Origin of the sequence: Bradyrhizobium viridifuturi (assembly GCF_001238275.1) — a bacterium.
GTDB lineage: Bacteria > Pseudomonadota > Alphaproteobacteria > Rhizobiales > Xanthobacteraceae > Bradyrhizobium > Bradyrhizobium viridifuturi.
Genome location: NZ_LGTB01000007.1, coordinates 121107 through 146144 on the forward strand (window position 1 = coordinate 121107; position 25038 = coordinate 146144).

At 64.1% G+C, this 25038-nt stretch carries 20 protein-coding genes and 3 pseudogenes; 11 read left to right on the plus strand and 12 right to left on the minus strand.

The annotated features are described in order from the left end of the window. Positions 1-6 precede the first annotated feature (6 nt). Positions 7-504, minus strand: coding sequence for an AAA family ATPase (locus ALC15_RS47130; protein WP_283806254.1), 498 nt, complete (start codon positions 502-504; stop codon positions 7-9). Beyond that, the gene (locus ALC15_RS08555) at positions 495-1736 is read right to left on the minus strand and encodes an ATP-dependent Clp protease adaptor ClpS (protein ID WP_283806255.1); all 1242 of its coding nucleotides are present in this window, start codon (positions 1734-1736) and stop codon (positions 495-497) included. The genes ALC15_RS47130 and ALC15_RS08555 overlap by 10 nt, the downstream gene beginning before the upstream one ends. A 327-nt stretch (positions 1737-2063) precedes the next feature. Here ALC15_RS08555 and ALC15_RS08560 point away from each other — a divergent pair. From ALC15_RS08560 to ALC15_RS08575, 4 genes and pseudogenes are all read left to right on the plus strand, one after another. Beyond that, positions 2064-4419 (plus strand): annotated as a pseudogene (locus ALC15_RS08560) (mechanosensitive ion channel family protein). A gap of 220 nt (positions 4420-4639) precedes the next feature. Continuing rightward, on the plus strand, positions 4640-5740 hold the full coding sequence (locus ALC15_RS08565; RefSeq protein WP_050626855.1) for an LLM class flavin-dependent oxidoreductase: 1101 nt from the start codon (positions 4640-4642) through the stop codon (positions 5738-5740). 82 nt (positions 5741-5822) lie between these two features. Next, entirely contained in the window at positions 5823-6377 is a 555-nt protein-coding gene (locus ALC15_RS08570) for a flavin reductase family protein (protein WP_050626856.1), read from the plus strand. A gap of 180 nt (positions 6378-6557) precedes the next feature. Then, the gene (locus ALC15_RS08575; RefSeq protein ID WP_050626857.1) at positions 6558-7313 is read left to right on the plus strand and encodes an SDR family oxidoreductase; all 756 of its coding nucleotides are present in this window, start codon (positions 6558-6560) and stop codon (positions 7311-7313) included. A 22-nt stretch (positions 7314-7335) separates the two neighbouring features. Here the strand turns inward: ALC15_RS08575 and ALC15_RS08580 are convergent, their stop codons facing one another. From ALC15_RS08580 to ALC15_RS46020, 5 genes and pseudogenes are all read right to left on the minus strand, one after another. Continuing rightward, positions 7336-7740: a hypothetical protein gene (locus ALC15_RS08580; protein ID WP_050626858.1), complete on the minus strand. Its 405-nt coding sequence runs from the start codon at positions 7738-7740 to the stop codon at positions 7336-7338. 34 nt (positions 7741-7774) lie between these two features. Then, positions 7775-9322, minus strand: a complete 1548-nt coding sequence (locus ALC15_RS08585) for a hypothetical protein (RefSeq protein WP_244485988.1) — start codon at positions 9320-9322, stop codon at positions 7775-7777. An 81-nt stretch (positions 9323-9403) separates the two neighbouring features. Then, positions 9404-11268: pseudogene (locus tag ALC15_RS08590) on the minus strand (sigma-54-dependent Fis family transcriptional regulator). A 364-nt stretch (positions 11269-11632) separates the two neighbouring features. Continuing rightward, positions 11633-12013, minus strand: a complete 381-nt coding sequence (locus tag ALC15_RS46015) for a helix-turn-helix transcriptional regulator (RefSeq protein WP_244485989.1) — start codon at positions 12011-12013, stop codon at positions 11633-11635. Between the two features lie 8 nt (positions 12014-12021). Beyond that, positions 12022-12453 carry a cupin domain-containing protein gene (locus ALC15_RS46020; RefSeq protein WP_244485990.1) on the minus strand — a complete coding sequence of 144 codons (432 nt, stop codon included), beginning with the start codon at positions 12451-12453 and terminating at the stop codon, positions 12022-12024. A 97-nt stretch (positions 12454-12550) separates the two neighbouring features. Here ALC15_RS46020 and ALC15_RS08600 point away from each other — a divergent pair, with 97 nt between their 5' ends. From ALC15_RS08600 to ALC15_RS08625, 6 genes are all read left to right on the plus strand, one after another. Then, a complete protein-coding gene (locus ALC15_RS08600; RefSeq protein ID WP_050626859.1) occupies positions 12551-12937 on the plus strand; it encodes an SPW repeat domain-containing protein in 387 nt (128 codons plus the stop codon). 125 nt (positions 12938-13062) lie between these two features. Beyond that, the gene (locus ALC15_RS08605; protein WP_050626860.1) at positions 13063-14019 is read left to right on the plus strand and encodes an AraC family transcriptional regulator; all 957 of its coding nucleotides are present in this window, start codon (positions 13063-13065) and stop codon (positions 14017-14019) included. Positions 14020-14152: 133 nt separating this feature from the next. Continuing rightward, positions 14153-14896: a nitroreductase family protein gene (locus tag ALC15_RS08610; RefSeq protein ID WP_244485991.1), complete on the plus strand. Its 744-nt coding sequence runs from the start codon at positions 14153-14155 to the stop codon at positions 14894-14896. Between the two features lie 34 nt (positions 14897-14930). Continuing rightward, positions 14931-15476 (plus strand): carboxymuconolactone decarboxylase family protein, encoded by a 546-nt coding sequence (locus ALC15_RS08615; protein WP_050626913.1) that lies wholly within the window; start codon positions 14931-14933, stop codon positions 15474-15476. Positions 15477-15521: 45 nt separating this feature from the next. After that, positions 15522-16307, plus strand: coding sequence for an FMN-dependent NADH-azoreductase (locus ALC15_RS08620; protein ID WP_050626861.1), 786 nt, complete (start codon positions 15522-15524; stop codon positions 16305-16307). Further along, on the plus strand, positions 16307-16774 hold the full coding sequence (locus ALC15_RS08625) for a DUF3788 domain-containing protein (RefSeq protein ID WP_050626862.1): 468 nt from the start codon (positions 16307-16309) through the stop codon (positions 16772-16774). Before ALC15_RS08620 ends, ALC15_RS08625 begins: the two co-directional genes overlap by 1 nt. A 171-nt stretch (positions 16775-16945) precedes the next feature. Here the strand turns inward: ALC15_RS08625 and glgX are convergent. From glgX to radC, 3 genes and pseudogenes are all read right to left on the minus strand, one after another. Then, positions 16946-19058: pseudogene (gene glgX / locus ALC15_RS08630) on the minus strand (glycogen debranching protein GlgX). A gap of 436 nt (positions 19059-19494) precedes the next feature. Next, positions 19495-20859, minus strand: coding sequence for a tetratricopeptide repeat protein (locus ALC15_RS08635; RefSeq protein ID WP_244485992.1), 1365 nt, complete (start codon positions 20857-20859; stop codon positions 19495-19497). Positions 20860-20922: 63 nt separating this feature from the next. Further along, positions 20923-21636: a RadC family protein gene (radC, locus tag ALC15_RS08640; RefSeq protein ID WP_050626915.1), complete on the minus strand. Its 714-nt coding sequence runs from the start codon at positions 21634-21636 to the stop codon at positions 20923-20925. 117 nt (positions 21637-21753) lie between these two features. On the opposite strand from radC, the gene ALC15_RS08645 reads away from it, so the two are divergent. Beyond that, positions 21754-22473 (plus strand): DNA-3-methyladenine glycosylase I, encoded by a 720-nt coding sequence (locus ALC15_RS08645; RefSeq protein WP_050626863.1) that lies wholly within the window; start codon positions 21754-21756, stop codon positions 22471-22473. Between the two features lie 31 nt (positions 22474-22504). Here the strand turns inward: ALC15_RS08645 and map are convergent, their stop codons facing one another. Further along, positions 22505-23329, minus strand: coding sequence for a type I methionyl aminopeptidase (gene map, locus ALC15_RS08650; RefSeq protein ID WP_050626864.1), 825 nt, complete (start codon positions 23327-23329; stop codon positions 22505-22507). Between the two features lie 223 nt (positions 23330-23552). Then, positions 23553-24869 carry a mechanosensitive ion channel family protein gene (locus ALC15_RS08655; protein WP_050626865.1) on the minus strand — a complete coding sequence of 439 codons (1317 nt, stop codon included), beginning with the start codon at positions 24867-24869 and terminating at the stop codon, positions 23553-23555. Positions 24870-25038: the final 169 nt, after the last annotated feature.

The following is a 25038-nucleotide window of genomic DNA, read 5'->3' on the forward strand; positions in this document are numbered from 1 at the left end:
CCGGTCTCACCCGGCGCTCATTCCCTGCGCGCCGCCGAGCAGCTTCACGTTGAGCCGGCCGCCGTCGAACAGCATCTCGTTCAGCGCTCCGTCGATGTCTTCGGCTGTGACATCTTGACCTTCGTTGCGGGCGATGCTGGCCTGCGCGATGCGGCGCATCAGCTCCTTGATGAAGGCGGCGCTGACGCCTTCGGTGCGCTGCACCGCTGCATCGATGACGGACGGCGCGAGCGGCAGGCCGCGGCCGTAGAGCCGGATCAGCTTGCCGCGTCCCGCTTCGTCGGGCAGCGGCACCTCGATCGCCTGGTCGATACGGCCGGGCCGGCCGGCCAGTGCGCCCTCCAGCTCTTCTGGCCGGTTGGTGGTCAGCACGAACAGGATATCGCAATCCTCCTTCAGGCCGTCCATCTCGTTCAGCAGCTTATTCAGCAGGGATTCCTCGCACGGTCCGCCCATGTCCTCGCGGTCGCGCGCGATCAGGTCGACGTCCTCGATCACGACCATGGTCGCTGCAGCAGCCGCGCGAGGCTCATATAGGCGCCGAGCAGCCCGACCTGTTCGGCGGTGATGATCAGCGTGGTGTGGTTTGGCAGATTGGTGGCGAGATAGCGAATGGTGTGGGTCTTGCCGGTGCCGGGCGGGCCGTAGAGCAGGATGCCCTTGCGGGTCGACTGCTCGAGCTTGCGCAGCAGATCGCGGCTTTCGACGAAGCCGAGCACGTTGCGGTCGAGCAGCCGCAGCGTCCGTTCCGGCAGGATCACGTCGTCGCGCGCGACGGTCGGCAGGCGATGCACGGTCACGCCGCGCGCGCGGCCGCGATAGTCGGCGGCATCCTCAAGCGACAGGATCTTGCCGCGATAGGATCGTGCCGCGTGTACGGCCGCTTCCAGCTCCGCGAAGGTCCGCTGCACCAAGGCGTTTCCAGCGGTACCCGCAGGCACCGCGAGTTCGATCCGCAAGCCCGGTTCGGTCTGATAATCACGATGGTAGCTGAGCAGCACCGCGTAGCGCAGCTCTTCGGTTTGGCACAGCCACAAGCCATTGCTCAGGCATTTGACTGACTCGGGCTCGCCAACGTCGACGTCGTGATACTGCGGCGGCGCGATCGGCGGCGCGTTGCGGCTGTTCTCCATCAGCGAGGCAATCCCGAGGGTCTCATAGCGGTGTTGCTCGTGAATGCCGAAGAAATGGATCGGCGCAGCGAACAACCTGTCGATCGCGGTCTGAACGTCAGCTCGCATGTGACCGGGAAATTGCCGCGACCGGGTCATGATCTGATTGCGCGGCGTCCCGGCAAAATGCCAATCGAGCGCCATGAAGGCATATCGGAACTCCTCGCTCGGCAGATTTTCCGAGCTTGCCCGCGCGGCGATCAGGCAGTTGCCGCACAGGCAGACTGTCCGGCGGATGAGAAACACGTCGGTCACGGGCTCCAACGCGCCACAGAGATCGCACGGCCGGGCCGCGTCCGCGGCTGACGCGGTGATCAGCAATGGATGCCCGTTGTTGCGGATCAGCTGTTGGGCGGACTCCAGCAATGCCTTGGCCACCGTCGCGGGATAGGGGCCGCATGCGAAGCCGTTCTGGGCCTCGATTCGCGCGGTGACGGCAATCGCCTCTTTCCGGGATTTGCCGAATACCGTGCGCAACAAGTTGCGCATGAATTCCAGCGGCGTTTCGTCGTCATCATGAAAGAAGAGCCTGACCGGACCGTCGTCGCTGAACACGTCGTGCATGACACCCCCGAAACGCAATCGCAAACCAAAAGAACAAAATAAGAACACCATGGCCGCCAGCCTGCGTCAAGCGAAAGATTCTGCCGCCTCATCCCTGACGTGTGGTGAACGGCTCGGCCGGCCCAGCCGGGACCGCCTTGCATGCGTAAACGCCGCTCAACACTTGTGACGATTGTGTTGCGGCAAATGCCAAGACATGGCCGCTGCAACGGCAAACTTCCGACACATCATCGGGGCGAAAAGGAGCGATCCGACATGGCGCGAGCGCGAGAGCTGATTCCTTCCAGGGATGAGCCGTCGCGCAATGACTTTTAATAAGAGGCCCTCGTGTCGCACACATTTCGTTTTGCGATCCTTCTCGTCCTCACCCTGTTCGTCTCTCCCGCGCTTGCGCAGCCGGCCGCCAAGCCGGCGCCGCCGCAACCCGGTACCAGCGACACGCTGACACCGGAGCAGGCGAAGCGCGCGCTCGAGACGCTGCAGGACGACAAGAAGCGCGGCGAGATCATCAACACGCTGCGCGCCATCGCCAAGGCCTCGCCCCAGGCTGCTGCTCAGCCGGCCGCCGCGGAGCCGGCACCCGAGCAGCATTCGCCGATCCCGCTCACCGCCGACAGCCTCGGTGCGCAGCTCCTGCTGATGGTGTCGGAGCAGGTCGGCGAGATGTCGCGCGAGGTCGCCGACGTCGCGCGCACGCTGACGCATTTTCCGGCGTTCTATTACTGGTTTGTGCGCACCGCCAATGATCCGGACGCGTATGGCCTCCTGATCGACATCGCCTGGAGCTGGCGCTGGTGTTCGGCTGCGCCCTGGCTGCCGAATGGGTGGTGTTCCGCTTGATCAAGCGGCCGGTTGCGTTCCTCGAAACGCGGCTGCCGCAGACCGCGCGCATGCCGGTGCAGGCGCTCGCGAGCGCCGATCCGCCGTCGTCGGTTACCGATGTCACGCCGGAACCGGAGTTGCATCGCGCCGGCTCAGCCTGGCGCGGGCCTGGCAGTCGCTGGTCCGGCTGCCCTTCGTGCTCGGCCGCCTGCTGCTCGAACTGCTGCCGGTGGTCGTGTTCGGCGGCATCGCCACGGCGCTGCTCGGCACCGAGATCGGCGATCAGTCGACGACGCGGCTGGTGATCCTCGCCGTCGTCAATGCTTACGTATTTTCGCGCGTCTTGATCTGCGCGGTGCGGGCGCTGGCGGGGCCTTTCGGCCTGTTCCGCGTCCGTGCCGAGACCGCGGCCTATATCGAGATCTGGGCGCGGCGCATCGTTGCGGTCGGGGTCTCCGGCATCGCTTTCGCCAACGTCGCGCTGCTGCTCGGGCTGCATCGCGCCGGCTATGCCGCGCTGATCCGCCTGGTGATGCTGGTCGTGCATCTGTTCGTCGTCGTCATCATCCTGCAGTGCCGCCGCCAGGTCGCCGATGTCATCCGTGCGCCGGCCGATCGCACCGGGCTTGCGGCGCGGACGCGCAACCGTCTCGCTTCACTCTGGCATGTGCTGGCGATCGCGCTCGACCTCGCGCTGTGGGCGGTGTGGGCGCTCAACATCCGCAACGGCTATTCGCTGCTGCTGCAATATTTTGTCGGCACGGTCGCGGTGCTACTGGTCACCCGGCTCGTCACCATGGTGGTGCTGAGCCTGATCGATCGCGGCTTCCGCATCAGCCCGGACCTGATGCAACGTTTCCCGGGGCTCGAGACGCGCGCCAACCGCTACCTGCCGCTGCTGCGCAAGGTGGTGACAACGGTGATCGCCTTGATCGGCTTCGTCGCGCTGCTCGAGGTCTGGGGCGTCGACGCCATCGTCTGGTTCTACGGCGGCCAGATCGGCTCTCGCCTGATCTCGGCGCTGGTGACGATCGGCATCGCCGCGCTCGCCGCGGCCGTGATCTGGGAAGTCGCCAATGCGCTGATGGACCGCCAGATCGACACGCTGTCGCGCGAGGGGCATTACGCTCGCGCGGCGCGCTTGCGTACCTTCCAGCCGATGCTGCGCACCGCGCTGTTCTGCATGATCGTTGCGGTGGTCGGGCTCACCGCGCTCAGCGAGATCGGCGTCAATGTCGCGCCGCTGCTCGCCGGCGCCGGCATCGTCGGCATCGCGATCGGTTTCGGTTCGCAGAAGCTGGTGCAGGACCTGATCACCGGGCTGTTCCTCCTGATCGAGAACACCGTGCAGGTCGGCGACACCGTCACGGTGTCGGGCCTCTCGGGCGTGGTCGAGAACGTCTCGATCCGCACCATGCGGCTGCGCGCCGGCGATGGCTCGGTGCATGTGGTGCCGTTCAGCGCGGTGACGACGATCACCAATTCCAGCCGCGGCGCGGGCAATGCCGCTGTCAGCGTCAACGTGTCCTACAAGGAGGACACCGACCGCGCCGGCGAGGTGCTGAAGGATATCGTCGCGCAGATGCGTCAGGAGACGGCGTATCGTGCATTCATCCGCGGTGACCTCGAATTGTGGGGCGTTGACAAGGTCGACGGCTCCGTGGTGACAATCGTCGGCCAGATCCGCTGCACCGATAGCGGCCGCTGGTCTGTGCAGCGCGAGTTCAACCGCCGCATGAAGCGGCGCTTCCAGGAAGAAGGCATCGAGATCGCCTCGATGGGCCAGACCATCCTGATGCAGCTCCCGCCGCCCTCCGAGCCTGATACCAACAACGCGATGCCGCGCCGCGCGGCGGGCTGATCGGGCACGCTATCTGCGCGTCTCACGGTTGCGACGCGTCTCGCGACCGTGAGACGATCGCGGCGCTCTTGAACACGGCAATCGGCTAGAGCCGGCCGAAAACCGGCTGTTCCCAACGATTCTCTGCGATTTCTCCCGCTGGCACAGCGCTTGCTGATTGTCGCGCAATGCGCGGCAAGACGCATTGCATGACTGAACCCAACGAAGGAAGGAAACGCACATGGAGCTTGGCTACTTCACCATGCCCTCGCACCCGCCGGAGTGCGGATTGAAGGAGGGCCACGACTGGGACCTGCAGACGCTGCGCTGGCTCGACGAGCTCGGCTATCAGGAAGCCTGGATCGGCGAGCATCACACCGCGCCCTGGGAGCCGCATCCGTCGCCAGATCTCCTGGTGGCGCAGGCGCTGCTGCAGACCAAGAATCTGCGCATCGGGCCCGGTGGCTTCCTGCTGCCGTACCATCACCCGGCCGAGCTCGCCAACCGCGTCGCGATGCTCGATCATCTCTCAAACGGCCGCTTGAACTTCGGCGTCGCGGCCTCGGGCCTGCCGAGCGACTGGGCGATGTTCAATGTCGACGGCATGTCGGGGCAAAACCGCGACATGACCCGTGAGGCACTCGAGATCATCCTGAAGATGTGGTCGGAGCCGGGACCGTGGACCCACAAAGGCAAGTACTGGACGGTGAGCAAGCCGGACACGATGTTCGACTTCCTTAAACCCCACATCAAGCCGTTGCAGGGCCCGCATCCGCCGATCGGCGTCGCCGGCCTGTCGAAGAACTCCGACACGCTGAAGCTCGCCGGCGAGCGCGGCTTCATCCCGATGAGCCTCAACCTCAACCCGGCCTATGTCGGCAGCCACTGGGATTCAGTCGAAGCCGGCGCAGCCAAGACCGGCCGCAAGCCGAGCCGCAAGGATTGGCGGCTGGTGCGCGAGGTGTTCGTGGCGGATACCGACGAGGAGGCGTGGAAGCTGTCGACCGGCGACATGATGGGCCGGATGATGGGCGAGTATTTCCTGCCGCTGCTCGGCCATTTCGGCTTCAAGGACTATCTGAAACACGCGCCCGACGTGCCCGACAGCGACGTCACCGTCGAATATTGCGCACGCCGGAATTGGATCGTCGGCTCGCCCAAGACGGTCACCGAGAAGATCGAGCAGATCTACCGGGAGGTCGGCGGCTTCGGCGTGCTCTGTGTGTTCGGCTTCGACTACAAGCACAAGCCGGAGGCCTGGCGGCACTCGCTGGACCTGCTCAAGAACGAGGTGATGCCGCGGCTCAAGCATCTCGGCGCCGAGTTCGAGAAGGCTGCATGACAGCTAGGCGGGGTGCGGGGCTTGCCTCGTACCCCGCCTTGCATATCTTGAGGGAAATATATTTCAGTACCGGGGTTGCGGCATGACGGTCGACGCACAGAGTTTCAAGCAGGCGATGCGCCATTGCGCCGGCGCGGTCGCGCTGGTGACGGTCGGCTCGGAGACCGGGCAGCGCACCGGCCTGACGGTGACCTCGGCCTGCTCGTTGTCGGACAATCCGCCCTCGGTTCTGGTTTGCGTTAACCGTAATGCCAGCGCGCACGCCCGCATCCTCGAGGAGCGCCATTTCGTCATCAACTTCCTGAACGAGGACCACGCTCTGCTGGCGCTGACCTTCTCCGGCCAGAAGGGCGTCAACGGCGACGACCGTTTCGCGTTCGGACGCTGGACCACCGGTGCGACCGGCGCCCCGGTGCTGGAGGATGCCGTCGCGGCGTTCGACTGCGTGCTGGCGCAGGAGCTCGAGACCAAGACCCATTCGATCTTCATCGGCGAGGTCCAGCATGTCCGCGCCGCGACCACGGTCGATCCGTTGATCTATCTGCGCTCGGGCTTCCAGAGCGTGCGCAACATCCATGATCCGATCACGCTCGGCGACGTCGATGCGCGCCGCGTCAGCTGGAACGAGTTTTCCTGAGCAGCCGGCACGCGGTGCGCCTCCGATAGTCAATCAGCATCGCTGACCAATCCTGATCAATTTGACGAGCGCGCCATGCGCGCTAGCGGCATGCTATAAGTGCCGCCGCGCTTTCCATCGGCGGTTTGAGGCCCCAAGCGCATCTCGAGATCTCCAGTCATCGACAAAGGAGAGCAACTCATGAAGATCGTTGTGATCGGCGGCACCGGACTGATCGGCTCCAGGACGACAGCCATTCTGCGTCAAGGCGGCCATGACGTCGTCGCCGCTTCGCCCAAGAACGGCGTCAACACCATCACCGGCGAGGGGTTGAAGCAGGCCCTGGCTGGCGCAGCCGTCGTGATCGACCTCGCCAATTCGCCGTCGTTCGAGAACAAGGCGGTGCTGGAATTCTTCGAGACCTCCGGCCGCAACCTGCTCGCGGCGGAGAAGCAGGCCGGCGTCAAACACCATGTCGCGCTATCGATCGTCGGCACCGACCGCACGCCGGAGAACGGCTATTTCCGCGCCAAGGTCGCCCAGGAGAAACTGATCGAGGCGGCCGGCATTCCCTACACCATCATCCGCGCGACCCAGTTCATGGAATTCGTCGGGGCGATCGCCGATGCCGGTGCGGTTGGAAACACGGTCAGGCTCTCGCCCGGCCTGTTCCAGCCGATCGCGGCGGAGGATGTGTCCGCGTTCGTGGCCAATATCGCGCTCGAGCCGCCGCGCAACGGCATCGTCGAGATCGCTGGCCCGGACCGTGCGCCGTTCAACGACATCGTGGCCCGCTACCTGAAGGCAAAGGGCGACCCGCGCGAGGTGGTGCGGGACCCTGACGCGCTCTACTGGGGCGGCCGGGTCGAGGAATACTCGCTGGTGCCGTTGGGCGAGGCGCGCATCGGCCGCATCGATCTGAACGAGTGGCTGCGCCGCTCGCGGTCCGCTGCCTGAGTGGAGAGCCTGACGGCGTCAGCTATTTGAGCCACACCAGGAGCGGGACGGGCGCGCGGCCCTCGCAGGACAGCGTGCCCTCGTAATTGTGCGTCTTGCGGGCGCTATAGGTGCAGGGCGCGCCGTCCAGCACCAGTTCGGCCGTGACCTGTGCATCCGAACCGGTGATTTGCAGCTTGATCTCGCCGGCGCGTTCCTCCGGCCCATCCTGCGTGCAGATTCCGACGTGCTTCATCTTCAATGGTCCGGAGAATTGCCTCGGCGTGCCCGGCGCGCTTTCGGTGAGATGCCCGGTCAGCTCCCATTCGCCGAGGACGCCGGCCTGGCCGAGGATCTCCATCGCACCGAGCGGCGGCGCGTGGCTGAGACACAGCGCAACAGCGCCGAGCAGCGCCGCGCCGCCGTTGCGCCATGTCGTCAGCGGCATCACAGCTTGCTTCCCGTTGTCTGTCGCAATTCCATCAGCTCCGGCCGGGACACGTCGGAATCCGCGGTGAGCCGGGCGATCTGCGTTGCGCAGTCCTGGGTCTTGGCTTGATCGCCGGATGCTTGGCGCTCTTCATCATCCCCACATAAGCCGCCAGCCGGTTCGGCTCCTTCTTGAGCACGGCCTCATAGGCGGCAAGCGCGTCGGCGGCCTTGCCGCGATCGAGCAGCATCGCGGCGTAGAGCTCGCGTGCCGGGGCGAGCGGTCCCGGCGTGACGGGATGCTTCTCGGTCTTGTCTTCCGCTTCCGCCGCGGAATTCATTGCGCTGAGCGCTTCGTCGTACTTGGCTTCGGCGTACAGCACCCAGGCGCTCGCGATCTGCTGCTGGATGTCGACGATGTTGGACCAGTAGGCGTCCTTGGCGTTCTTGAGCTTGTCGCGTAGCTCGACCAGCTTGGCGATATCGGGCTTGGCGGCCGCCGGATCACCGGAGCGCGCGGCGCCGACGGCGCGGGCGAAGTAGGTGATGGCGTCCGCATAGGCGTATTTGGTCGGGTGCACTTCGAGCGCGGCGGCGCCCTTCCAGTCGCCGCGTTCGAACACATAGCGAGCCTGGCTTGCCGCGACCGCGAAGGGGCCGGCGAACCGGTCCTGCTTGAACTGGAGTTGGCCGAGCTCCTCGACCACCGCCCGGGCCTCCTTGTCCTGGCCCAACTGGAGATAGGCATAGACCAGATAGTCCATCGCGTGCGCCTGATCCTGCTGCTCGCCGTCTTCCTTGGCGATGCGCGCAGATTCCTTGTTCGAGGCGATCGATTCCTTCCAGTAGCCGACGCGCGTGAAGATGTGCGACGGCATGTGCTGGGCGTGTGGCGCGCGCTCGGCGATCTTGGCATAGCGCATCGCCGCGGGGAGGCCCTTCTCCGCGAGCGCCGGATAGTCGTAGAGATGGATCAGGTAGTGGGCGATGCCGGGGTGCTCGGGCTGGCGCTTGAAGATCGGCTCGAGCAGCGCCGCGCCCTTCAGCTGGTTGGCATAGGTCTTGTCGGACGGGGACGCCGCGACGTTGAGCGTGATCGCATAGGCGATCTGCGCCTCGTCATCGTCGGCATAGCGTGTCGCGACCTGCTCTTCGGCTGCGAGGAATCTCTGCACGCGGGTGCGGTGATCGACCTTGTCGTAATCGACATACATCGCCGCGATCGCATCGACATAGTCGCGCTCGCGCTGTGTCTGCGCGCCCAGCGCCTGACCCTTCTTCACGGCTTCGAGGCCGAGCGGAAGGTTCTCCGGCGGTGGCGGCCCATGCGGATTGTAGAGATAGCTGAGCGCGATGCCCCAATAGGCGATGGCGCATTGCGGATCGGCCTCGAGCACTTCCTCGAAGGTGCGCCGCGATGCGCTGTACCAGAACGAATGCTGATACAGCATGGCGCGATCGAACAGCTCCTGTGCCTCGGGCTTGCAGGACGTCGCGAAATGAACTTTGCCTAATCGTTGTTCAGTCGAATCCGAGACGGCAGGCTGCGAAATGGTCGCGGCAATCAGGCCAACGACCACAGCGAGGGGAAACCGTGTCATGGGACCCGCTCCGTGGCGTTGAATGAAAGGCGCATGATAGCACCTTTCCCGCGCGGCCGGAACGGCAGGTGCTGTCCTGGCCTAGCTGTCCAGCTCGATCGCTAACGCCTTGATCTTCCGGTACAAGGTCGCGCGACTGAGCCCGAGTGCTTTGGCAGCGTCGCTCACTCTTCCGCCATTGGCGCGCAACGCGTCGGCGATCGCGGCGCGCTCGCTCGCCGCGTGATCGGCCTCCACGCTGCGCCTGACGAACGGCGGCAGATCGAGATCGGCCTCGGTGATGACGCCGTTCTCGGCGGTGGCACCGGCAAGCCGCAGCACGTGACGAAGCTGGCGCATGTTGCCGGGGAAGGGATAGGCCATCAGTTGCGCCCAGGCATCCGGCGCGATGCGGCAGTGCGGGGCTTCCTCGTCGGCGATCTGCGCGATCACCTCGCGCCGATCCGCGCGCTCGCGCAAGGCGGGCAGCCGGATCTCCATGCCGCGCAGCCGGTAATACAGGTCGGAGCGGAAGCTGCCGTCCTCTGCCATCCGCGCCAGATCACGATGCGTGGCGCTGATCAGGCGGATGTCGACCGGGACAGGCTTCAGCGCACCGAGCGGCCAGACCTCGCGATTCTCCAGCACGCGCAGCAGCCGCGTCTGCAGCGCCAGCGGCATGTCGCCGATCTCGTCGAGGAACAGCGTGCCGCCGCTCGCCTGCACGATCAGCCCCTTCGATCCCTCGCGCCGCGCGCCGGTGAAGGCGCCGGCCTCGTAGCCGAACAACTCGGCGTCGATCAGGCTCTCCGGCATCGCCGCGCAGTTCAGCGCGACATAGTTGCGGGCCGCGCGATTGCTTGCGGCGTGGATAGCGCGCGCGAACACGTCCTTGCCGGCGCCGGTCTCGCCATGCAGCAGGATCGGCAGATCGAGATTGCGACCGTCATCAGCCGCTTGACGCCCTTGATCAGCACGGGATCGCGGCCGGCCAGCCTGTGCAGGCCGCTGAACTGTCCGGCCGGTTGTTCATGCGGCGGCGCAGGTAACGGACGGGAGGCACGCGCGCGGACCGGAGGCGCCAGGTGGCCGCGGCCCCATGGCGTGCCGTCGGCCCGCCGCAGCGTGACCGGATCATCCGCGGCGCGCGTCGCGCGATCGTCGAACTGGATCAGATGCGACAGGTCGATGCCGCCATCGATCATCGCATCGGTCAGGCCGAACATGCCGCGCGCGGTGCGGCAGGCGCCGACCACGCGGCGGTCGTCGTCATAGGCGAGCATGCCATGGCCGTCGCCGGGCAGCGTCGCAATCCAGGAGGCGCGGTAGCGCCGCCGGAAGAACGACTGCTCGATCCGCCGCGTCGCCTCCGTGGTGACAGCCAACGCCAGTTCATGCGCGCTGCGGCCGAGATCGCTGCGGCAGGAGGAGATGTTGACGGCGCCGGCCAGCCTTCCGGCATGATCGAACAGCGGCGACACCGCGCAGGTGAACATGTGCCACTGCTCGCGGAAATGCTCGTCGCCATGCACGATGATCGGCCGCTGCTCGGCGAGCGCGGTGCCGAGCCCGTTGGTGCCCTCGAAGGTCTCGGCAAAGTTCGAGCCGGTGTAGATCTTCCATTCCAGGAACATCCGGTCGTAGTCGCCTCCGGGCAGGCGGCTCACCAGCATGGTGGCGTTAGGGTCGGCGAGGTTGACGCAGTAGCCGGTGTCGTGAAGCACCCGGGCGAGGTCCTCGAGTTCCGGGATCGCGACCTGGATCAGGTCCTCCATCGGCTCGGCGACGTGGCGGACCTCGGCCTCGGTCAGGGTCTGCGGCGGCCCGCGCCGGGCCGGATCGAGGTTGTGATTGACCACGCAGCGCCGCCAGGACGCGGCAATCCGCGCCTCGGTGTCGACGCTGGCCACCTGATTGGCCGCCGATAAAACACGGGCGACGTGATTTGAGGCCGAAAGATTGGCCATCCAGTGGTCTCCACCCTGTATTTTGAGCGAAGTCTGGCAGCCCGATGGCGAATGTCAATTGGCCGACGAGGTCGCGGGGAGGGACCTTTGGGTGGAGGCGGGTGGGCTGTGTAGGGCGGATGAGCGAAGCGTCATCCGCCGTCTTGCGCGTCGATCTGCGGCGGATGACGCCTTCGGCTAATCCACCCTACAAGCTCTGACATTTGTAGCTTCCTGATCGATGTTAAAGATGAATGCCCTCGAACGCTGCTTCTGACCCCCGACCGGACATCCGCGGCGCGGAACAATTAATTTCAATTCTCGTCCGCAAGGCTCCCATGAGCATGCCGTTGATTGTACGGACGCTTAGTGCCGAGTTCATCGATTAGCGAGATCCATCCCGGAGCGCGTCGAACTCGCGCGGTGGCTGCCCGGTCATCCGACTGAACACGCGCGAGAAGGAGGCGGCGCTGTCGTAGCCGACCTGCGCCGCCACACTCTTGACCGGTTTGCCCTTGCCGAGAAGCTGGCGCGCGATCGTCATGCGCCAGACCGTCAGGTACTCAATGGGCGTCAGGCCGACCAGCGTCCGAAAATGATCGGCGAACCGCGTGCGTGACATGCCCGCAACGTCGGCCAGATCCTCAAGCTTCCAAGGCTTCTTCGGCGCCTCGTGCATCGCGGTCAGCGCCTTGACCAGGCGTGGGTCGGCGAGCCCGGCGAGCACGCCGGTCGAAATGGCGCCGCTCTCAACGACGTGGCGCACGATTAGGATCAGGAGATAGTCGAACAGCCGGTCGAGCGCCGCTTGGCGGCCACCACCTTCGGAGAAGCTTCGCCGACCAGCAGATCACAAACCGGGCCCAGCGCCGGATGAGCAGTGAGCGGCAGGACCACACATTCAGGCAGGCCCTGGCCAATCGGGTTGCCCTCCGCACCCCCGAGTTCGACGGTCGCGCATACGAGGTCGGCTCCGCGCTCGGGATCGACTGCGAAACTGTGGGTCCGCCCGCGCGGCAAAAACAGCAGGGTCGGCTCAACGAGTTCGAGGTCAGCTTGTCCGTCCTGGGTGACCGTGAGCGCGCCTGCCTTGAACAGGTGCAGATGGCCCACACCAGTGAACTGCAACGTCTGGCACAGGTTCCCGGTGAAGAACGTCCGGGCCGTCGGCGTTACGTGGGCGAACAGGGCAGCAAAGGGGTCCATCGGGACGATCTGCAAAGTTATTGGCACCAGGCGTCACCCATAGTCTTCCATATGAGTGGTGTGCAAGTCCCCAGTCCTTGATCAACCGGAGAGTCTCATGAATATTCGCTTCGTCACAAAGACCGTTCACGCCTTCCTCGACTACCCCGTCGCGTTGAGCCTGATGGCAACGCCGTTCCTGCTCGGACTTGGCCGTGCCAATCCACTGGCGCTCTGGGTGTCGGTCGCAACCGGCGTCGCCGCCCTCATTCTGACCCTGTTCACCAATCACAAGACCGGTGTAGTCCGCGTGCTGCCATATGGGTTGCATGTCGCGGTTGACCGCCTCGTCGGCATTACTTTCGTCGCCGTGCCCTTCGTGCTCGGCCTGCATGGGCTGGACGCCTGGTACTACTGGGCGAACGGTGTTGCTGTTCTCCTCGTCACCTTCGTGCTCAACGCGCCCGAAAGCGGGGAGCGCGCGCTGAAGTCGGCGAACGCCTAAGAGCCTTCGCTAACATCATGTGACAGCGGCCGAGTTAACCCTCGGCCGCTGTCGGTGCTTGAACCACCCCGGTACGGAGCCAGGTTTGGAAGTTGCGATAGGATGTTTCACCGTTTCGAGGTCGTATGTCCCAAGTCGATTGGCTGAGCCAACTCTTGCAAATCATCACCGTTACCGGCCAGCTCGAGGTCCGCTGCGCCTACGGTGCGCCATGGCGTCTGGCCTGGGGCCCGGCTGCGGCAAACGAAATTCCCTACCACGTCATAGTCAAGGGCCGAGCCATTTTCGAGGATCCGGAGACGAGAACAGCGAGGGAGCTGGTGAGCGGAGATATCGTGCTGCTGCCACACGGTGCAGCGCATGTACTACACGACGGTAGTGGGCAAGCACCAATCCGTACCCAGGAACGCCAGGGGTCTGCTGGATGGATGCTGAGCGAGAACGACGGCGAGGGCGAGCAACTCGATCTGATGTGCGGGCGCTTCTTCATTGCGCCACCCCATGATCGGCTGATCCGCAACTACATGCCGACAAATCTAGTGGCGCGGGCTATTGACGGCCACGGAGAAGAGGGCATCGGGTCCGCGTCCAACCAACTGGCCAGTCTGGTGGGGTTGATGCGAATGGAGTCCGCTGGCGACCGAGCGGGAGGACGCGCCATGCTCAACGCACTTTCTTCGGCTCTGTTCACACTGGTACTGCGAGCGGCGAGCGAATCCGAGAAAGCCCCTGAAGGCTTGCTGGCCCTGGCCGGCCATCCGCGACTGGCTCCGGCCATCGCGGCAATGTTTGCCGATCCAACACGGTCCTGGAAACTGCCTGATCTGGCGGACTTGTGCGGCATGTCACGCGCCACGTTCATGCGACACTTTCAAGACAGGTTGGGTTGCTCCGCCCTCGACCTGTTGACCGATCTCCGGATGAGCTTGGCCGCCAACGAACTTAAGAAGCAAGCGATCAGCACCGAGGCTGTGGCCGAGACGGTTGGGTATCAATCCGTTTCGGCATTCCGGCGTGTGTTTGCCGAGAGGATGGGGATGACGCCGGGGGAATGGCGCCGACTGGCGCACAAGGGCGAGTAGACGCACGCGGCCCGGGAATTCTACGCGTGTCAATTTGATCCTTTCGGGCATTATATTGAGGCAATTAAGTCTCGAAATTACTATTCCCTGCCGTAGGTTGAGCTCCGCAATCACTTGATGAAGGAGCCACCCAATGAACTGCATCAGCATCGCTGCCACCGAACCCGCAACCGGCGTAGCCGCGGAAATCTACGCGCAGACCGAAAAGAGCGGAAACACTCTCGCGACCCAACCCTCCCATTCACCCACGCGGCCGACGCCGACAAACGCCGTCATCGAAACTATCCTGAGCCGTAGTGCTGCCAAGTACTACGACCCCAGCGCCACCCTGAGCGACGATCATATCCGCGACCTCGTGCGGATCGGCACCTCCGCGCCGACATCTTTCCATCTGCAGAACTGGCGCTTCATCGCCGCGCGTACGCCTGAGGCCAAGGCTCGGTTGCGTCCGATCGCATGGAATCAGCCTGCGATCACCGACGCCGCCGTTACCTTCATCATCATCGGCCAGTTGGCCGATGCCAGTACCGTCCCCGAGCGCCTGGCGCCGGTGGTGGAAGCCGGCATCATGCCGGCGCACCTGGTGCCGGAATGGGAAATCCCCGCTCGCGGGCTGTATGACGATCAGCCCCAGCGGCAGCGCGACGAGGCTGTGCGCTCCGCGACCTTCGGCACTGCGGCGATCATCTATGCGGCTCGCTCGCTGGGCCTGGGTTCGACGCCGATGATCGGTTTCGACGCAGAGGCCGTGCACCGCGAGTTCGGCCTGGGCGAAGACGAAGTCCCGGTCATGCTGTTGACCGTAGGGCCGGAGCGAGCTGGCAACTGGCCGCAGAAGCCGCGCATGCCGGTGGCCGATGTCTTGGACTTCGCATGATTATCAAGCGACCCAACCACTCATGGAGACTATGATGCCAAGAACTGCAGCCCTGAAGCCGGAACAGGTGCCGGCCGAGTCGAAACCGACTCTCGATGCGTTCACGAAGAACATCGGGTTCACCCCCAACATGATGGCGGCCTTCGCGCAGAGCCCGATAGCGTTCAACGCGTGGGCCACCCTGCTCGGCGCGCTAAGCAAAGCGCTCGACGTGAAGACACGCGACAGCATCGGCCTCGCGGTTTCGGAAGTGAATGGTTGCAACTATTGCCTGACGGTTCACAGCTTCACAGCCGAACATATGGCCAAGCTGCCACCCGATGACATCATTCTCGCCCGGAAGGGCTATGCCAGCGATCCGAAACGGGATGCGGCCGTCCAGTTTGCGCGCAAAGTCATCGAGACCCGCGGGCAGGTCAGCGACGCCGATCTGAAAGCCGTTCGCGATGCTGGATACACCGAAGCAAACATCATCGAGATCATCGCACTGGTGGCGATGTACTCCCTGACGAATTTCTTCAACAACGTGTTCGATCCCGACAAGGACTTTCCCGCCGTTGCACCGGCTGGCTCGATCTGAGCTCTGTCCCTGTCGCAACCTCATGAAGCCATTGGGATCGATCACATGAACATCCTCCATATTGATTGCAGTCCACGTCAGGAATCGTACAGCCGGCAGCTTTCGGCGGCGATCGTCGAAAAGCTTCTCGAGGTTGCGCCTGGGGCGAGCATCACCCGGCGCGATTTGGGGACTGAACCGTTGCCCCACGCCTTGGCTGACTACGCGGTCGCGCTGTCGTCGCCGGCCAGCTTGGCGGCCCCGCCGAAGGGCGCTCTGGATCTTGCCGACGCGCTGATCCAGGAAGTCGAGGCGGCCGATGCGATCGTCATCGGCACGCCGATGTACAATTTCACCATCCCCTCGGTGCTCAAGGCGTGGATCGACAAGATCCTGCGCGTCGGTCGCACGATGAAGTCGACGCCGACGGGGAAGGTGGGAATGCTCAACGATCGTCCGGTATTCATCGGCGTCGCCTCCGGCGGCGTCTTCTCCGGCGACCGAGCCAACCAGCCGGACTTTCTAAGGCCGTATCTGTCGCTGGCGTTTAGCTCCATTGGGCTGACGACCCAGCAATTTCTGCCCCTACAGGCCACTGCGTTCCTCGACCGAGACAAAGCCGAATTGGCGAGGGAGAGGGCCTTGGCGGCGATCGATCTGACAGTCGTGCGAGAGTTTCGAGGTGTCGACGGTTGGCCTGCGGTGCTCGCAAACGCCAATAGACCGTCTCGCGATGCCCCCTGCTCTGGAGAGCATCGCAAGGAGCATTCTGAGGGCGCGCCGCAAGCTCTTGGCGACGCGAGCATCATTACCATCCGGCCTTCGCCGGACTATCAACACGAGGTCTTGTGATGATTTTACCTACCGGTACGATCCCCCAAATCGGCGACAGGATCACCGACAAATCAGCACCGCCCGATGAGAGTGCCGTCCGCGAATGGATCGGACCCGAGGCGTTCGAGCATTGGGCCGAGCTGCGAAACTGGATCGACGAATTCTACCCTGGAGTTTTCGCGCCAGACTGGCTCTACGGTGGCAAGAACCGCGGCTGGTCCCTGCGCTACAAGAAGACCAAGGCGTTCACCACCTTGGTGCCGGAATACAGGCGCTCTTCGGCTATCGTGGTCATGGGTGGAACAGAGCGAGAAAAGTTTGACGAGCGGCGTTATGTCTGGCGCCCGCAATTGGTCAAGCTCTACGATGACGCCAAAACATACATTGACGGGAAATGGCTGACAGTCGCGATCTCATCGGCTGATGATCTGCATAATGTGACGGAGCTCTTGACCATGAAGCGCCCGCCACTGTCGCGCGGTTAAGGTCACAAAAATCCTGGATTCACGGCGTGGTGGCTCCAACGAACCCAAGTGGCATCACACAGCAATTCGACATCAAGGTCGTCGCGGAAGGCGTCGAACCTGCAGCCAATTGCGTGAGAGATCGAAACGACCCTCGATGCCGAGAGGCGGATTACACTGCGCTAATCCGCGCTACTTCACTTCACCTGCCATGAACAGCACAAACGAACGCCCGGCCGTCTTGTACGTGCTCTCGAACGCGAACTGCGCGCCTGCCGCTTGCTCCGGCGCGTTGGTATCCAGCAGCAGCGACCAGTGCGGGCCGGCCGACGTCGCCGGCAGCTTGAAGTCGACCTCGCCTTCATAGCTGTTGAGGATCACCAGCACGGTGTCGTCCTGGCCTTCGCGGGCGATCGCGGTCTTGCGGGCGCGGCCGTCGAGCACGACGCCGAAGCATTTGATCCAGCCGGTGGTCCAGTCTCTTGCGACATCTCGCGCCCGCGGCGTTGATCCAGACCACGTCGCGGATGGCGAGCTGCGGATCACGGTCGCCGGAGAGGAAGCGGCTGCGGCGAAGGATCGGATAGTCGCGCCTCAGCTTGATCATTCGCTTGGTGAAGGCGAGCAGCCTGTTGGCGTCGTCGGAGAAATTCCAGTCGAACCAGGAGATGTCGTTGTCCTGGCAATAGGCGTTGTTGTTGCCGCGCTGGGTGCGGCCGAACTCGTCGCCGCCGAGCAGCATCGGCGTGCCCTGCGACGCCAGCAGCGTCGCCAGCATGTTGCGCTTCTGGCGTTCGCGTAAAGCTCGAATCTCGGGATTATCGGTCGGCCCCTCGGCGCCGCAATTCCAGGAGTGGTTGTCCGACGAGCCGTCGTTGTTGTTCTCGCCGTTGGCCTCGTTGTGCTTGTTGTCGTAGCTCGCCCAGTCGTTCAGCGTGAAGCCGTCATGGGCGGTGATGAAGTTGACGCTGGCCCAGGTGCGGCGACCCTCGCGGTTGAATACGTCGTGCGAGCCGAGCAGCCGCGGCGCGAGGCTGCCTGGCGCGGCCTCACCGCGCCAGAAATCACGCACCGTGTTGCGGTATTTGTCGTTCCATTCCGCCCAGCCCGGCGGAAAGCCGCCGACCTGGTAGCCGCCGGGGCCGCAGTCCCAAGGTTCTGCGATCAGCTTGACGGTCGCGAGCAGCGGGTCCTGGTTCATCGCCTTGAGGAATCCTGACTGCTCGTCGAAGCCATAGACCTCGCGTGCCAATATGGTGCCAAGGTCGAAGCGGAAGCCGTCGACATGCATGTGGCCGGCCCAGTAGCGCAGGCTGTCCATCACCAGCTGGATTACCCGCGGATGCGACAGGTTCACCGTGTTGCCGGTGCCGGTGTCGTTGATGTAGTAGCGGCGCTTGTCGGGCAACAGCCGGTAGTAGCTCGCATTGTCGATGCCCTTGAACGACAGCGTCGGGCCGCGCTCATTGCCTTCGGCGGTGTGGTTGTAGACCACGTCGAGGATCACCTCGAGCCCGGCGCCATGCAGCCGCGACACCATCTCCTTGAACTCGCGCAGGCTGTTGGCGACATCGGCGGCATAGCGCGGGTCGGGCGCGAAGAAGCCGATCGTGTTGTAGCCCCAGTAATTGGTCAGGTGCTTGTCCAGCAGGTTGCTGTCGTTGATGAAGGAATGCACCGGCAGCAGTTCGACCGAGGTGATGCCGAGCGCCTTCAGATGATCGATCGCGGCGTTCGAGCCGAAACCGGCATAGGTGCCGCGCAAATGTTCGTCGATGCCGGGGTGCTGTTTGGTAAAGCCCTTGACGTGCGTTTCGTAGACGACGGTCTCGTCCCAATGCACGTCCTGGCGCTGCGCCTCCTGGACCCAATCGAAATTGGGATCGACCACCACGCATTTCGGCATGAACGGCGCGCTGTCGCGCTCGTCGAAAGTGAGGTCGTCGCCGCTCTCCATCTTGTAGCCGAACACGGCCGGATTCCAGGTGAGGCTGCCGGCATGAGCGCAGGCATAGGGATCGAGCAGCAGCTTGTTCGGATTGAACCTGTGGCCGCCGTCGGGCTGGTAGGGACCGTAGACCCGATAGCCGTAGTACGTGCCCGGTTGCACGCCGTTGATGAAGCCGTGAAACACCTGGTCGGTATATTCGGGCAGCTCGAAGCGGTGCGTCTCGCGCTCGCCGTCGAACAGGCAGACCTCGACCTTGGTGGCGTTGGCGGAGAATACCGCGAAGTTGGTGCCGTGGCCGCTCCAACGGGCGCCTAGCGGATAGGGTAGTCCTTCCTCAATCGTGAAATCGGACATCGGTCCCCCAAGGCCTGCAACTGACAAATCAACCTGCAACAAACGCCGCCGCGCGGAAAACGTTGCATGGGTGATGTTAGCGGCAAGAGTTCGTGGTTCGTATGACGCCGAGGCAGCACTCGCTCAACACATTCGGTATCGTCCCGGCGAAAGCCGGGACCCATAACCACGAATGGTCATTGTTGAGCGATGTTGAAACGACGAGTTCCTTCAGCAATATCCGCCGCGGAGTATGGCTCCCGGCTTTCGCCGGGACGACGTATGAAGAGAATCTTGTCCCGACCTACACCCGTCATCGCCCGGCTCGCCCGGGCGATCCAGTACGCCGCGGCCCCTCGGCTCAAGCACTGCTGCCTCTGGAATACTGGATCACCCGCATGCGCGGGTGATGACACCGAACACCGTCGCCCCGACATTCGCCAGGACCACGGCGCAACTAGTTGTTCGCCAGCAGCGCAAACCGGCGTCTGTCGATCCGCTCGCGCACCCCTTGTCCGGCCGCCGCACAAAGATCGGGCGCGTAGAGCTGGCAGGTACCGCGCTTCTCGATGGCCGTGTCGATCAGATGTAGAAGTCGCGCGGGCGCGATGTCGGGAGGCGCGGCAATGCGGCCGACGACGACGTGCTTTTCCATTTGCTCGTGATCGGCGTGATCGATATCGGGGTTGCGCCAGCAATTCGCGCACATGATCTTGAAGCCCTCGGAGTGCGAATAGATCACGGCGTCGCCGTCCAATTCGTCGCTGATGTCGGCCAGCTGCCGTGCGGTCTCCTGCGTGCCCGCGAAATCGAAGAACTGGTAGTTCCGGCGCAGCAGCGTTGCCAAATGGGGGAAGACCGGAATCTGCTGCTCGCCATAGGTGTGATGGGTAATCGGGGCGCCATCCATCAGGATGACATCGCCATAGTCGACGCCGAGATCGCGGTACAACACGCTGCGGATGATGCCGTGGCATGGGCTCAGCCGTTCGATCCACACGGTTTCCTCTTCGCCTGGATCGTCAGAGTCCGCCGTGCGCTCGGCAAGCGGCCGCTCGGCAAGCCGCACCTTGCAGGCCGGATATCCGCCTTCCGGCAAGGCGAACCGCCCGGGCGCGATGTTCTGTCCCATCCGCTTCCACACGTCCAATGCGGTCTCAACGTCGCCGGCGCCAGTGGCGCAGATTCCAAGGTTCCATTCGAAGCTGTCGACGACCTCTTGCGACAGGCTTGCAGCAGCCCGGTTTGCCGCGACGCCTTCTGCGAACTTACCTCGCGTCTTGTAGAACAGGCCCAGATTATAGTGGGGCGAGCTGTTCTGCGGATTGAGTTCAACCACCTTGCGAAGGCTGTGCTCGGCGATCGCATCGTTCTGGCGCGCCATCATCCGCGCCGCGGTGGCGAGCCCGCGCAGGATCTGCTCCTGCTCAGGTTTCCCCTCATGGAGCCTGGCCAGGCGGTCCAGCTTCTCGACCGTGGTCTGGAAGATCGGGTGTTCCGGCGGCGGCGCGTTCAGATCATCAATGTCGCGCACCGCTTCGAGGCATTGCCCAAGCGTCGAGAGGACATCGATGTCGTCATCGTGAGCATCCGCGATCTCCGAAAGCAGGTCCGCCGCCTCGTCCCTTGTGAGGCTCCGCTGGTCGACAATCCATACCAACGCCCTCGCAGCCTCAGGCTGGTGGCGCTGGACCTTCCGCAATGGTTGGATCTTCTGCCATGCAGCCGGCTTGCGGTCCGCCTGTCCCTCTGCAACGGCGTCACGCGCAATTGCAGCGATCTCGTCGGACGAGAGAACCGCGCTGGGAGCATTCGACATCATCGTCTCCGTGGAGGCGCCGCGATGTGGGCAGGGATCGGTGCGGGACGTCTCAACGCCGCGAGACTACATCAATCTCATGCCCTTGAAGCTGGTATGTCCGTTCTTGCCGACGATGATGTGATCGTGCACGGCGATCCCGAGTGGCTTGGCGATGTCGACGATCGCTTTCGTCATCTGGATGTCGGCCTGCGACGGGGTCGGGTCGCCTGAGGGATGGTTGTGCACCAGGATCAGCGCGGTGGCGGACAGTTCCAGCGCGCGCTTGATCACCTCGCGCGGATAGACCGGGGTGTGGTCGACGGTGCCGGTCTGCTGCACCTCGTCGGCGATCAGCTGGTTGCGCTTGTCGAGGAACAGCAGGCGAAATTGCTCCTTGTCGGCGAACGCCATGCCGGTGCGGCAATAGTCGATGACGTCGTTCCACGACGACAACGCGATGCTGCGCTTGATCTGGCCCTTGGCGATCCGGCCCGCCGCCGCGGCGAGCAGTTTGATCTGGTTGATCGAGGCATCCTTGACGCCGTCGACCTCGCGCAGCCGCGCCACCGGCGCGTGCACCACCTCGGCGAAGGAGCCGAATTTCTTCAGCAGCGCCTTGGCCAATGGCTTGGTGTCGCGGCGCGGGATCGCGGCGAACAGCGCCATCTCCAGCAGCTCATAGTCGGTCAGCGCGTCGGGCCCGGCAGCATAGAAGCGCTCGCGCAGCCGCTCGCGATGGCCGTGATAGTGCGGCGTCTCGTCAGGCTCGTCGTTGCTGGCATCGGGTTTGGCGGGCATCGGCCACAACCTTGCCGTGCCGGCCGCGTTTTGCAAGGGCTGATGCTGTCGAGATTTGCCACCGCGCGGCGGGCGAATTACCGTCGCTTGCAGCGAGATCGAAAGGGGGAGGGCGGCGTGACGTCATTCAAGGTGATCCGCGCGCGCGCCGAGAAGCGCAAGGGCGGGCCGAAGGCGCTGGAGAAGCTGCTGCACCCGCCGGCCGGCGCCAAGGCACTGGCCAAGCTCGGCGACGACCGCGTACTGGCCGAAATGACCCGGCGCGTGTTCTGCGCGGGCTTCGCCTGGAGTGTGATCGACGCCAAATGGGAAGGCTTCGAGGCAGCCTTCCTCGGCTTTCAGCCGGCCAAGCTCGCCTTCAAGCCCGATGAATTCTGGGAGAAGCTCACGGGCGACGCCAGGATCGTGCGCAACGGCGCCAAGATCATGTCGGTCCGCGACAATGGCCACTTCGTGCAGGAGATCGCGCGCGAGCACGGCAGCTTCGGCAAATTCCTCGCGGCATGGCCGTCATCCAACGAGATCGGGCTGCTGGAGCTGCTCGCCAAGCGCGGCAGCCGGCTCGGCGGCAACACCGGGCAGATGCTGCTGCGCTTCCTGGGCTGGGACGGCTTCGTCACCTCGCGTGATGTCGTGGCCTGCCTGCGCGATGCCGGGCTCGATATTGCGGAGGAGGTCAAGTCGAAGCGCGATCTCGCCAAGGTGCAGGCGCAGTTCAACGCCTGGGCGGAAGAGACCGGGCTGCCCTACCTGCATCTGTCGCGGATCTGCGCGATGTCGATCGGCGACAATCACACGCCCGAGGAGATCGAGCGGCGCACGCGGAGTGACTATTGAGTTTGTTGAGGTCGGCTAGACCTGCACCCAATTACACTTGCACCCACGGCTTCTCGCCGTGGCGTTCGGACAGGGTGAAGATCTCGACGCCGTCGGCGGTGACGCCGACCGAGTGCTCGAACTGTGCCGACAGCGAACGGTCGCGGGTCACCGCGGTCCAGCCGTCGGACAGGATCTTCACATGCGGCTTGCCGAGATTGATCATCGGCTCGATGGTGAAGAACATGCCGGGCTTCAGCGGCGCGCCTTCGCCGGGGCGGCCGATATGGATGATGTTCGGCTCGTCGTGGAACAGGCGGCCGAGGCCATGGCCGCAGAAGTCGCGCACCACGCTCATGCCCTGCGGCTCGACGAAGCTCTGGATGGCGTGGCCGATATCGCCCGTGGTGGCGCCGGGCTTCACCGCCGCGATGCCGCGCATCATCGCCTCATAGGTCACTTCGATCAGCCTCTCCGCCTTCCGCGCGATGGCGCCGATCGCATACATCCGGCTCGAGTCGCCATACCAGCCGTCGACGATGAAGGTGACGTCGACATTGACGATGTCGCCTTCCTTCAGCGGGCGGTCGCCCGGCATGCCGTGGCAGACCACGTGATTGATCGAGGTGCAGGTCGAGTAGCGATAGCCGCGATACATCAGCGTCGCCGGATAGGCGCCGTGATCGAAGGCGAACTTGCGAACGAATTCGTCGATGACAGAGGTCGGTACGCCCGGCTTGACGATGTCGGTCAGCGCATCGAGGCATTTCGACACCAGCGCGCCCGCCTTGCGCATGCCGGTAAAGCCGCTCGGTCCGTGCAGCTTGATCTGGCCGGTCTTGCGAAGCGAGGTGTCGGTGGCGTCGATATAGCTCATGGGCGGGATGTTTCTGCGGGCAAGGGGCTGATTTCAGGCCCTAATTTAATGATCGGCGCGCCCGGCGCAAGCCAAGCTTGGGCATGGGGACAATATCCATACAGCTTGATTTCAGGACAAAATCCGGAACAGCGGCCGCAATACCGCGCAAAACCGGGTCCTAGATTCCTGTTTTGGCGCGTTTTCTTGACGCGAACCGGTGCTCACTTCGCTCGAAAATGCCTTAGCTGGAAACCTCGACCACGCTCTCGACCGGCAGCGCGCCGCCGCGGATGCGGAGTTCCCGTACCGGGTAGGGCACCCGGATGCCCTCCTGCTTGAAGGCGTCCCACAGCGACAGCATGACGTCGCTCTTCACATTGTCCATGCCGTCGGGGTCGGCGATCCAGAAGGTCAGCGAGAACTTCATCCCGGCCTCGGCGAACTCGGTCAGGATGCAGTTCGGGTTGCGGCCCTTGGTGGCGCGCGGATGGGCCGCGGCGGTTGCGATCGCGAGCTTGCAGACCTGCCGCGGATTGGCGTCGTAGTTGGTGGAGAAGGCGATCTTCACCAGCGTGTTCTTGTCGGTGTAGGTCCAGTTGGTGACCTTCTGCGTCACCAGGTCTTCGTTCGGGATGAGGAACTCGCGGCCGTCGCCGGCGGCGACCGAGATGTAGCGGGTCTTCATCGCGCTGATCCGGCCCGAATTGTCGCCGATCGTGACGAGGTCGCCCGGCTTCACCGATTTGTCGACCAGCAGGATCAGGCCGCTGATGAAGTTGGCGACGATCTTCTGCAAGCCGAGACCGATGCCGACGCCGGCCGCGCCGGTGAACACCGCGAGCGCGGAGAGGTTGATGCCGACCGCGCCGAGCGCGATCGCGATCGCCAGCACCATCAGGCCGATGCGGATGATCTTGACCAGCAGCACCTGGATCGACGGCGTCAGGTCGGTGGCCTTGTTGATGCGGCTTTCGGCGAAATTGCTGGCGAGGTTGGTCAGCCACAGCGCCACGATCAAGAGCGCGCCGGCCTTGATCAGCAGCAGCGGGGTGAGGCGGAGGCCGCCGACCACGATCGCATACGAATCCAGCGTATCGGCCGCCCAATCGAGCTGGCCGATGATGCTGAGCGCCGCGACCACCCAGGCCGCGATCGATACGGTTTTTACGATGAAGGCGTTGTCGATCACCGAGGTGACGAGCCGGATCATCAGCCAGGCCAGCGCCAGCTTGGCGGAGACCGCGATCAGATAGCTGCGGCTCGGCCAGGTGGCGTGCCACATCACGATGCGCGAGATCACCATCAGGACCGCGAACACCGCGGTGGAGGCGCTCGTCACCATCACGCGGGCGAAGTGCCGGAGCGGCAGCGGCCAGCGCGTCGCCAGCGTGGACAGGTTGACCCGCGCATGGATGGCGGTATCGGCGGCGTAGGCGAGGCCGGCGGCGGCGAGGATGATGCCGAACTGCAGATAGAACCAGGGCGAGGCGACCTCGGCGCCGACCGAGCGCAGCGCCGTTTGGATCGATTCCAGGACGTCCTTCCAGCTCATGTCCATCGGCAAAGTCTCAACTTGAAGTGCGGGTCAGGCAAATGTGATTCGAATGGATGGAGAGAATCCCACAACGGCGCTCACCCGACCATCGATACACCACAGTGTCGGGGCGACCTAGGGTGAGCAAGAGCGGGCGGATTGCCGCTGAGGGCAGAAATCGGTTGGCGTCCCA

Excerpts from the sequence above, each read along its gene's own strand:
- ALC15_RS08635 (WP_244485992.1), bottom strand. The coding sequence starts at position 20,859 with ATGATGTCGAATGCTCCCAGCGCGGTTCTCTCGTCCGACGAGATCGCT.
- ALC15_RS08570 (WP_050626856.1), top strand. The coding sequence starts at position 5,823 with ATGACGGTCGACGCACAGAGTTTCAAGCAGGCGATGCGCCATTGCGCC.
- ALC15_RS46020 (WP_244485990.1), bottom strand. The coding sequence starts at position 12,453 with ATGGACCCCTTTGCTGCCCTGTTCGCCCACGTAACGCCGACGGCCCGG.
- ALC15_RS08555 (WP_283806255.1), bottom strand. The coding sequence starts at position 1,736 with ATGCACGACGTGTTCAGCGACGACGGTCCGGTCAGGCTCTTCTTTCAT.
- ALC15_RS08610 (WP_244485991.1), top strand. The coding sequence starts at position 14,153 with ATGAACTGCATCAGCATCGCTGCCACCGAACCCGCAACCGGCGTAGCC.
- ALC15_RS08580 (WP_050626858.1), bottom strand. The coding sequence starts at position 7,740 with ATGCCGCTGACGACATGGCGCAACGGCGGCGCGGCGCTGCTCGGCGCT.
- ALC15_RS08600 (WP_050626859.1), top strand. The coding sequence starts at position 12,551 with ATGAATATTCGCTTCGTCACAAAGACCGTTCACGCCTTCCTCGACTAC.
- ALC15_RS08565 (WP_050626855.1), top strand. The coding sequence starts at position 4,640 with ATGGAGCTTGGCTACTTCACCATGCCCTCGCACCCGCCGGAGTGCGGA.
- map (WP_050626864.1), bottom strand. The coding sequence starts at position 23,329 with ATGAGCTATATCGACGCCACCGACACCTCGCTTCGCAAGACCGGCCAG.
- ALC15_RS08605 (WP_050626860.1), top strand. The coding sequence starts at position 13,063 with ATGTCCCAAGTCGATTGGCTGAGCCAACTCTTGCAAATCATCACCGTT.
- ALC15_RS08655 (WP_050626865.1), bottom strand. The coding sequence starts at position 24,869 with ATGGACATGAGCTGGAAGGACGTCCTGGAATCGATCCAAACGGCGCTG.
- ALC15_RS47130 (WP_283806254.1), bottom strand. The coding sequence starts at position 504 with ATGGTCGTGATCGAGGACGTCGACCTGATCGCGCGCGACCGCGAGGAC.
- ALC15_RS08620 (WP_050626861.1), top strand. The coding sequence starts at position 15,522 with ATGAACATCCTCCATATTGATTGCAGTCCACGTCAGGAATCGTACAGC.
- ALC15_RS08615 (WP_050626913.1), top strand. The coding sequence starts at position 14,931 with ATGCCAAGAACTGCAGCCCTGAAGCCGGAACAGGTGCCGGCCGAGTCG.
- ALC15_RS08575 (WP_050626857.1), top strand. The coding sequence starts at position 6,558 with ATGAAGATCGTTGTGATCGGCGGCACCGGACTGATCGGCTCCAGGACG.
- radC (WP_050626915.1), bottom strand. The coding sequence starts at position 21,636 with ATGCCCGCCAAACCCGATGCCAGCAACGACGAGCCTGACGAGACGCCG.
- ALC15_RS08625 (WP_050626862.1), top strand. The coding sequence starts at position 16,307 with ATGATTTTACCTACCGGTACGATCCCCCAAATCGGCGACAGGATCACC.
- ALC15_RS08585 (WP_244485988.1), bottom strand. The coding sequence starts at position 9,322 with ATGACACGGTTTCCCCTCGCTGTGGTCGTTGGCCTGATTGCCGCGACC.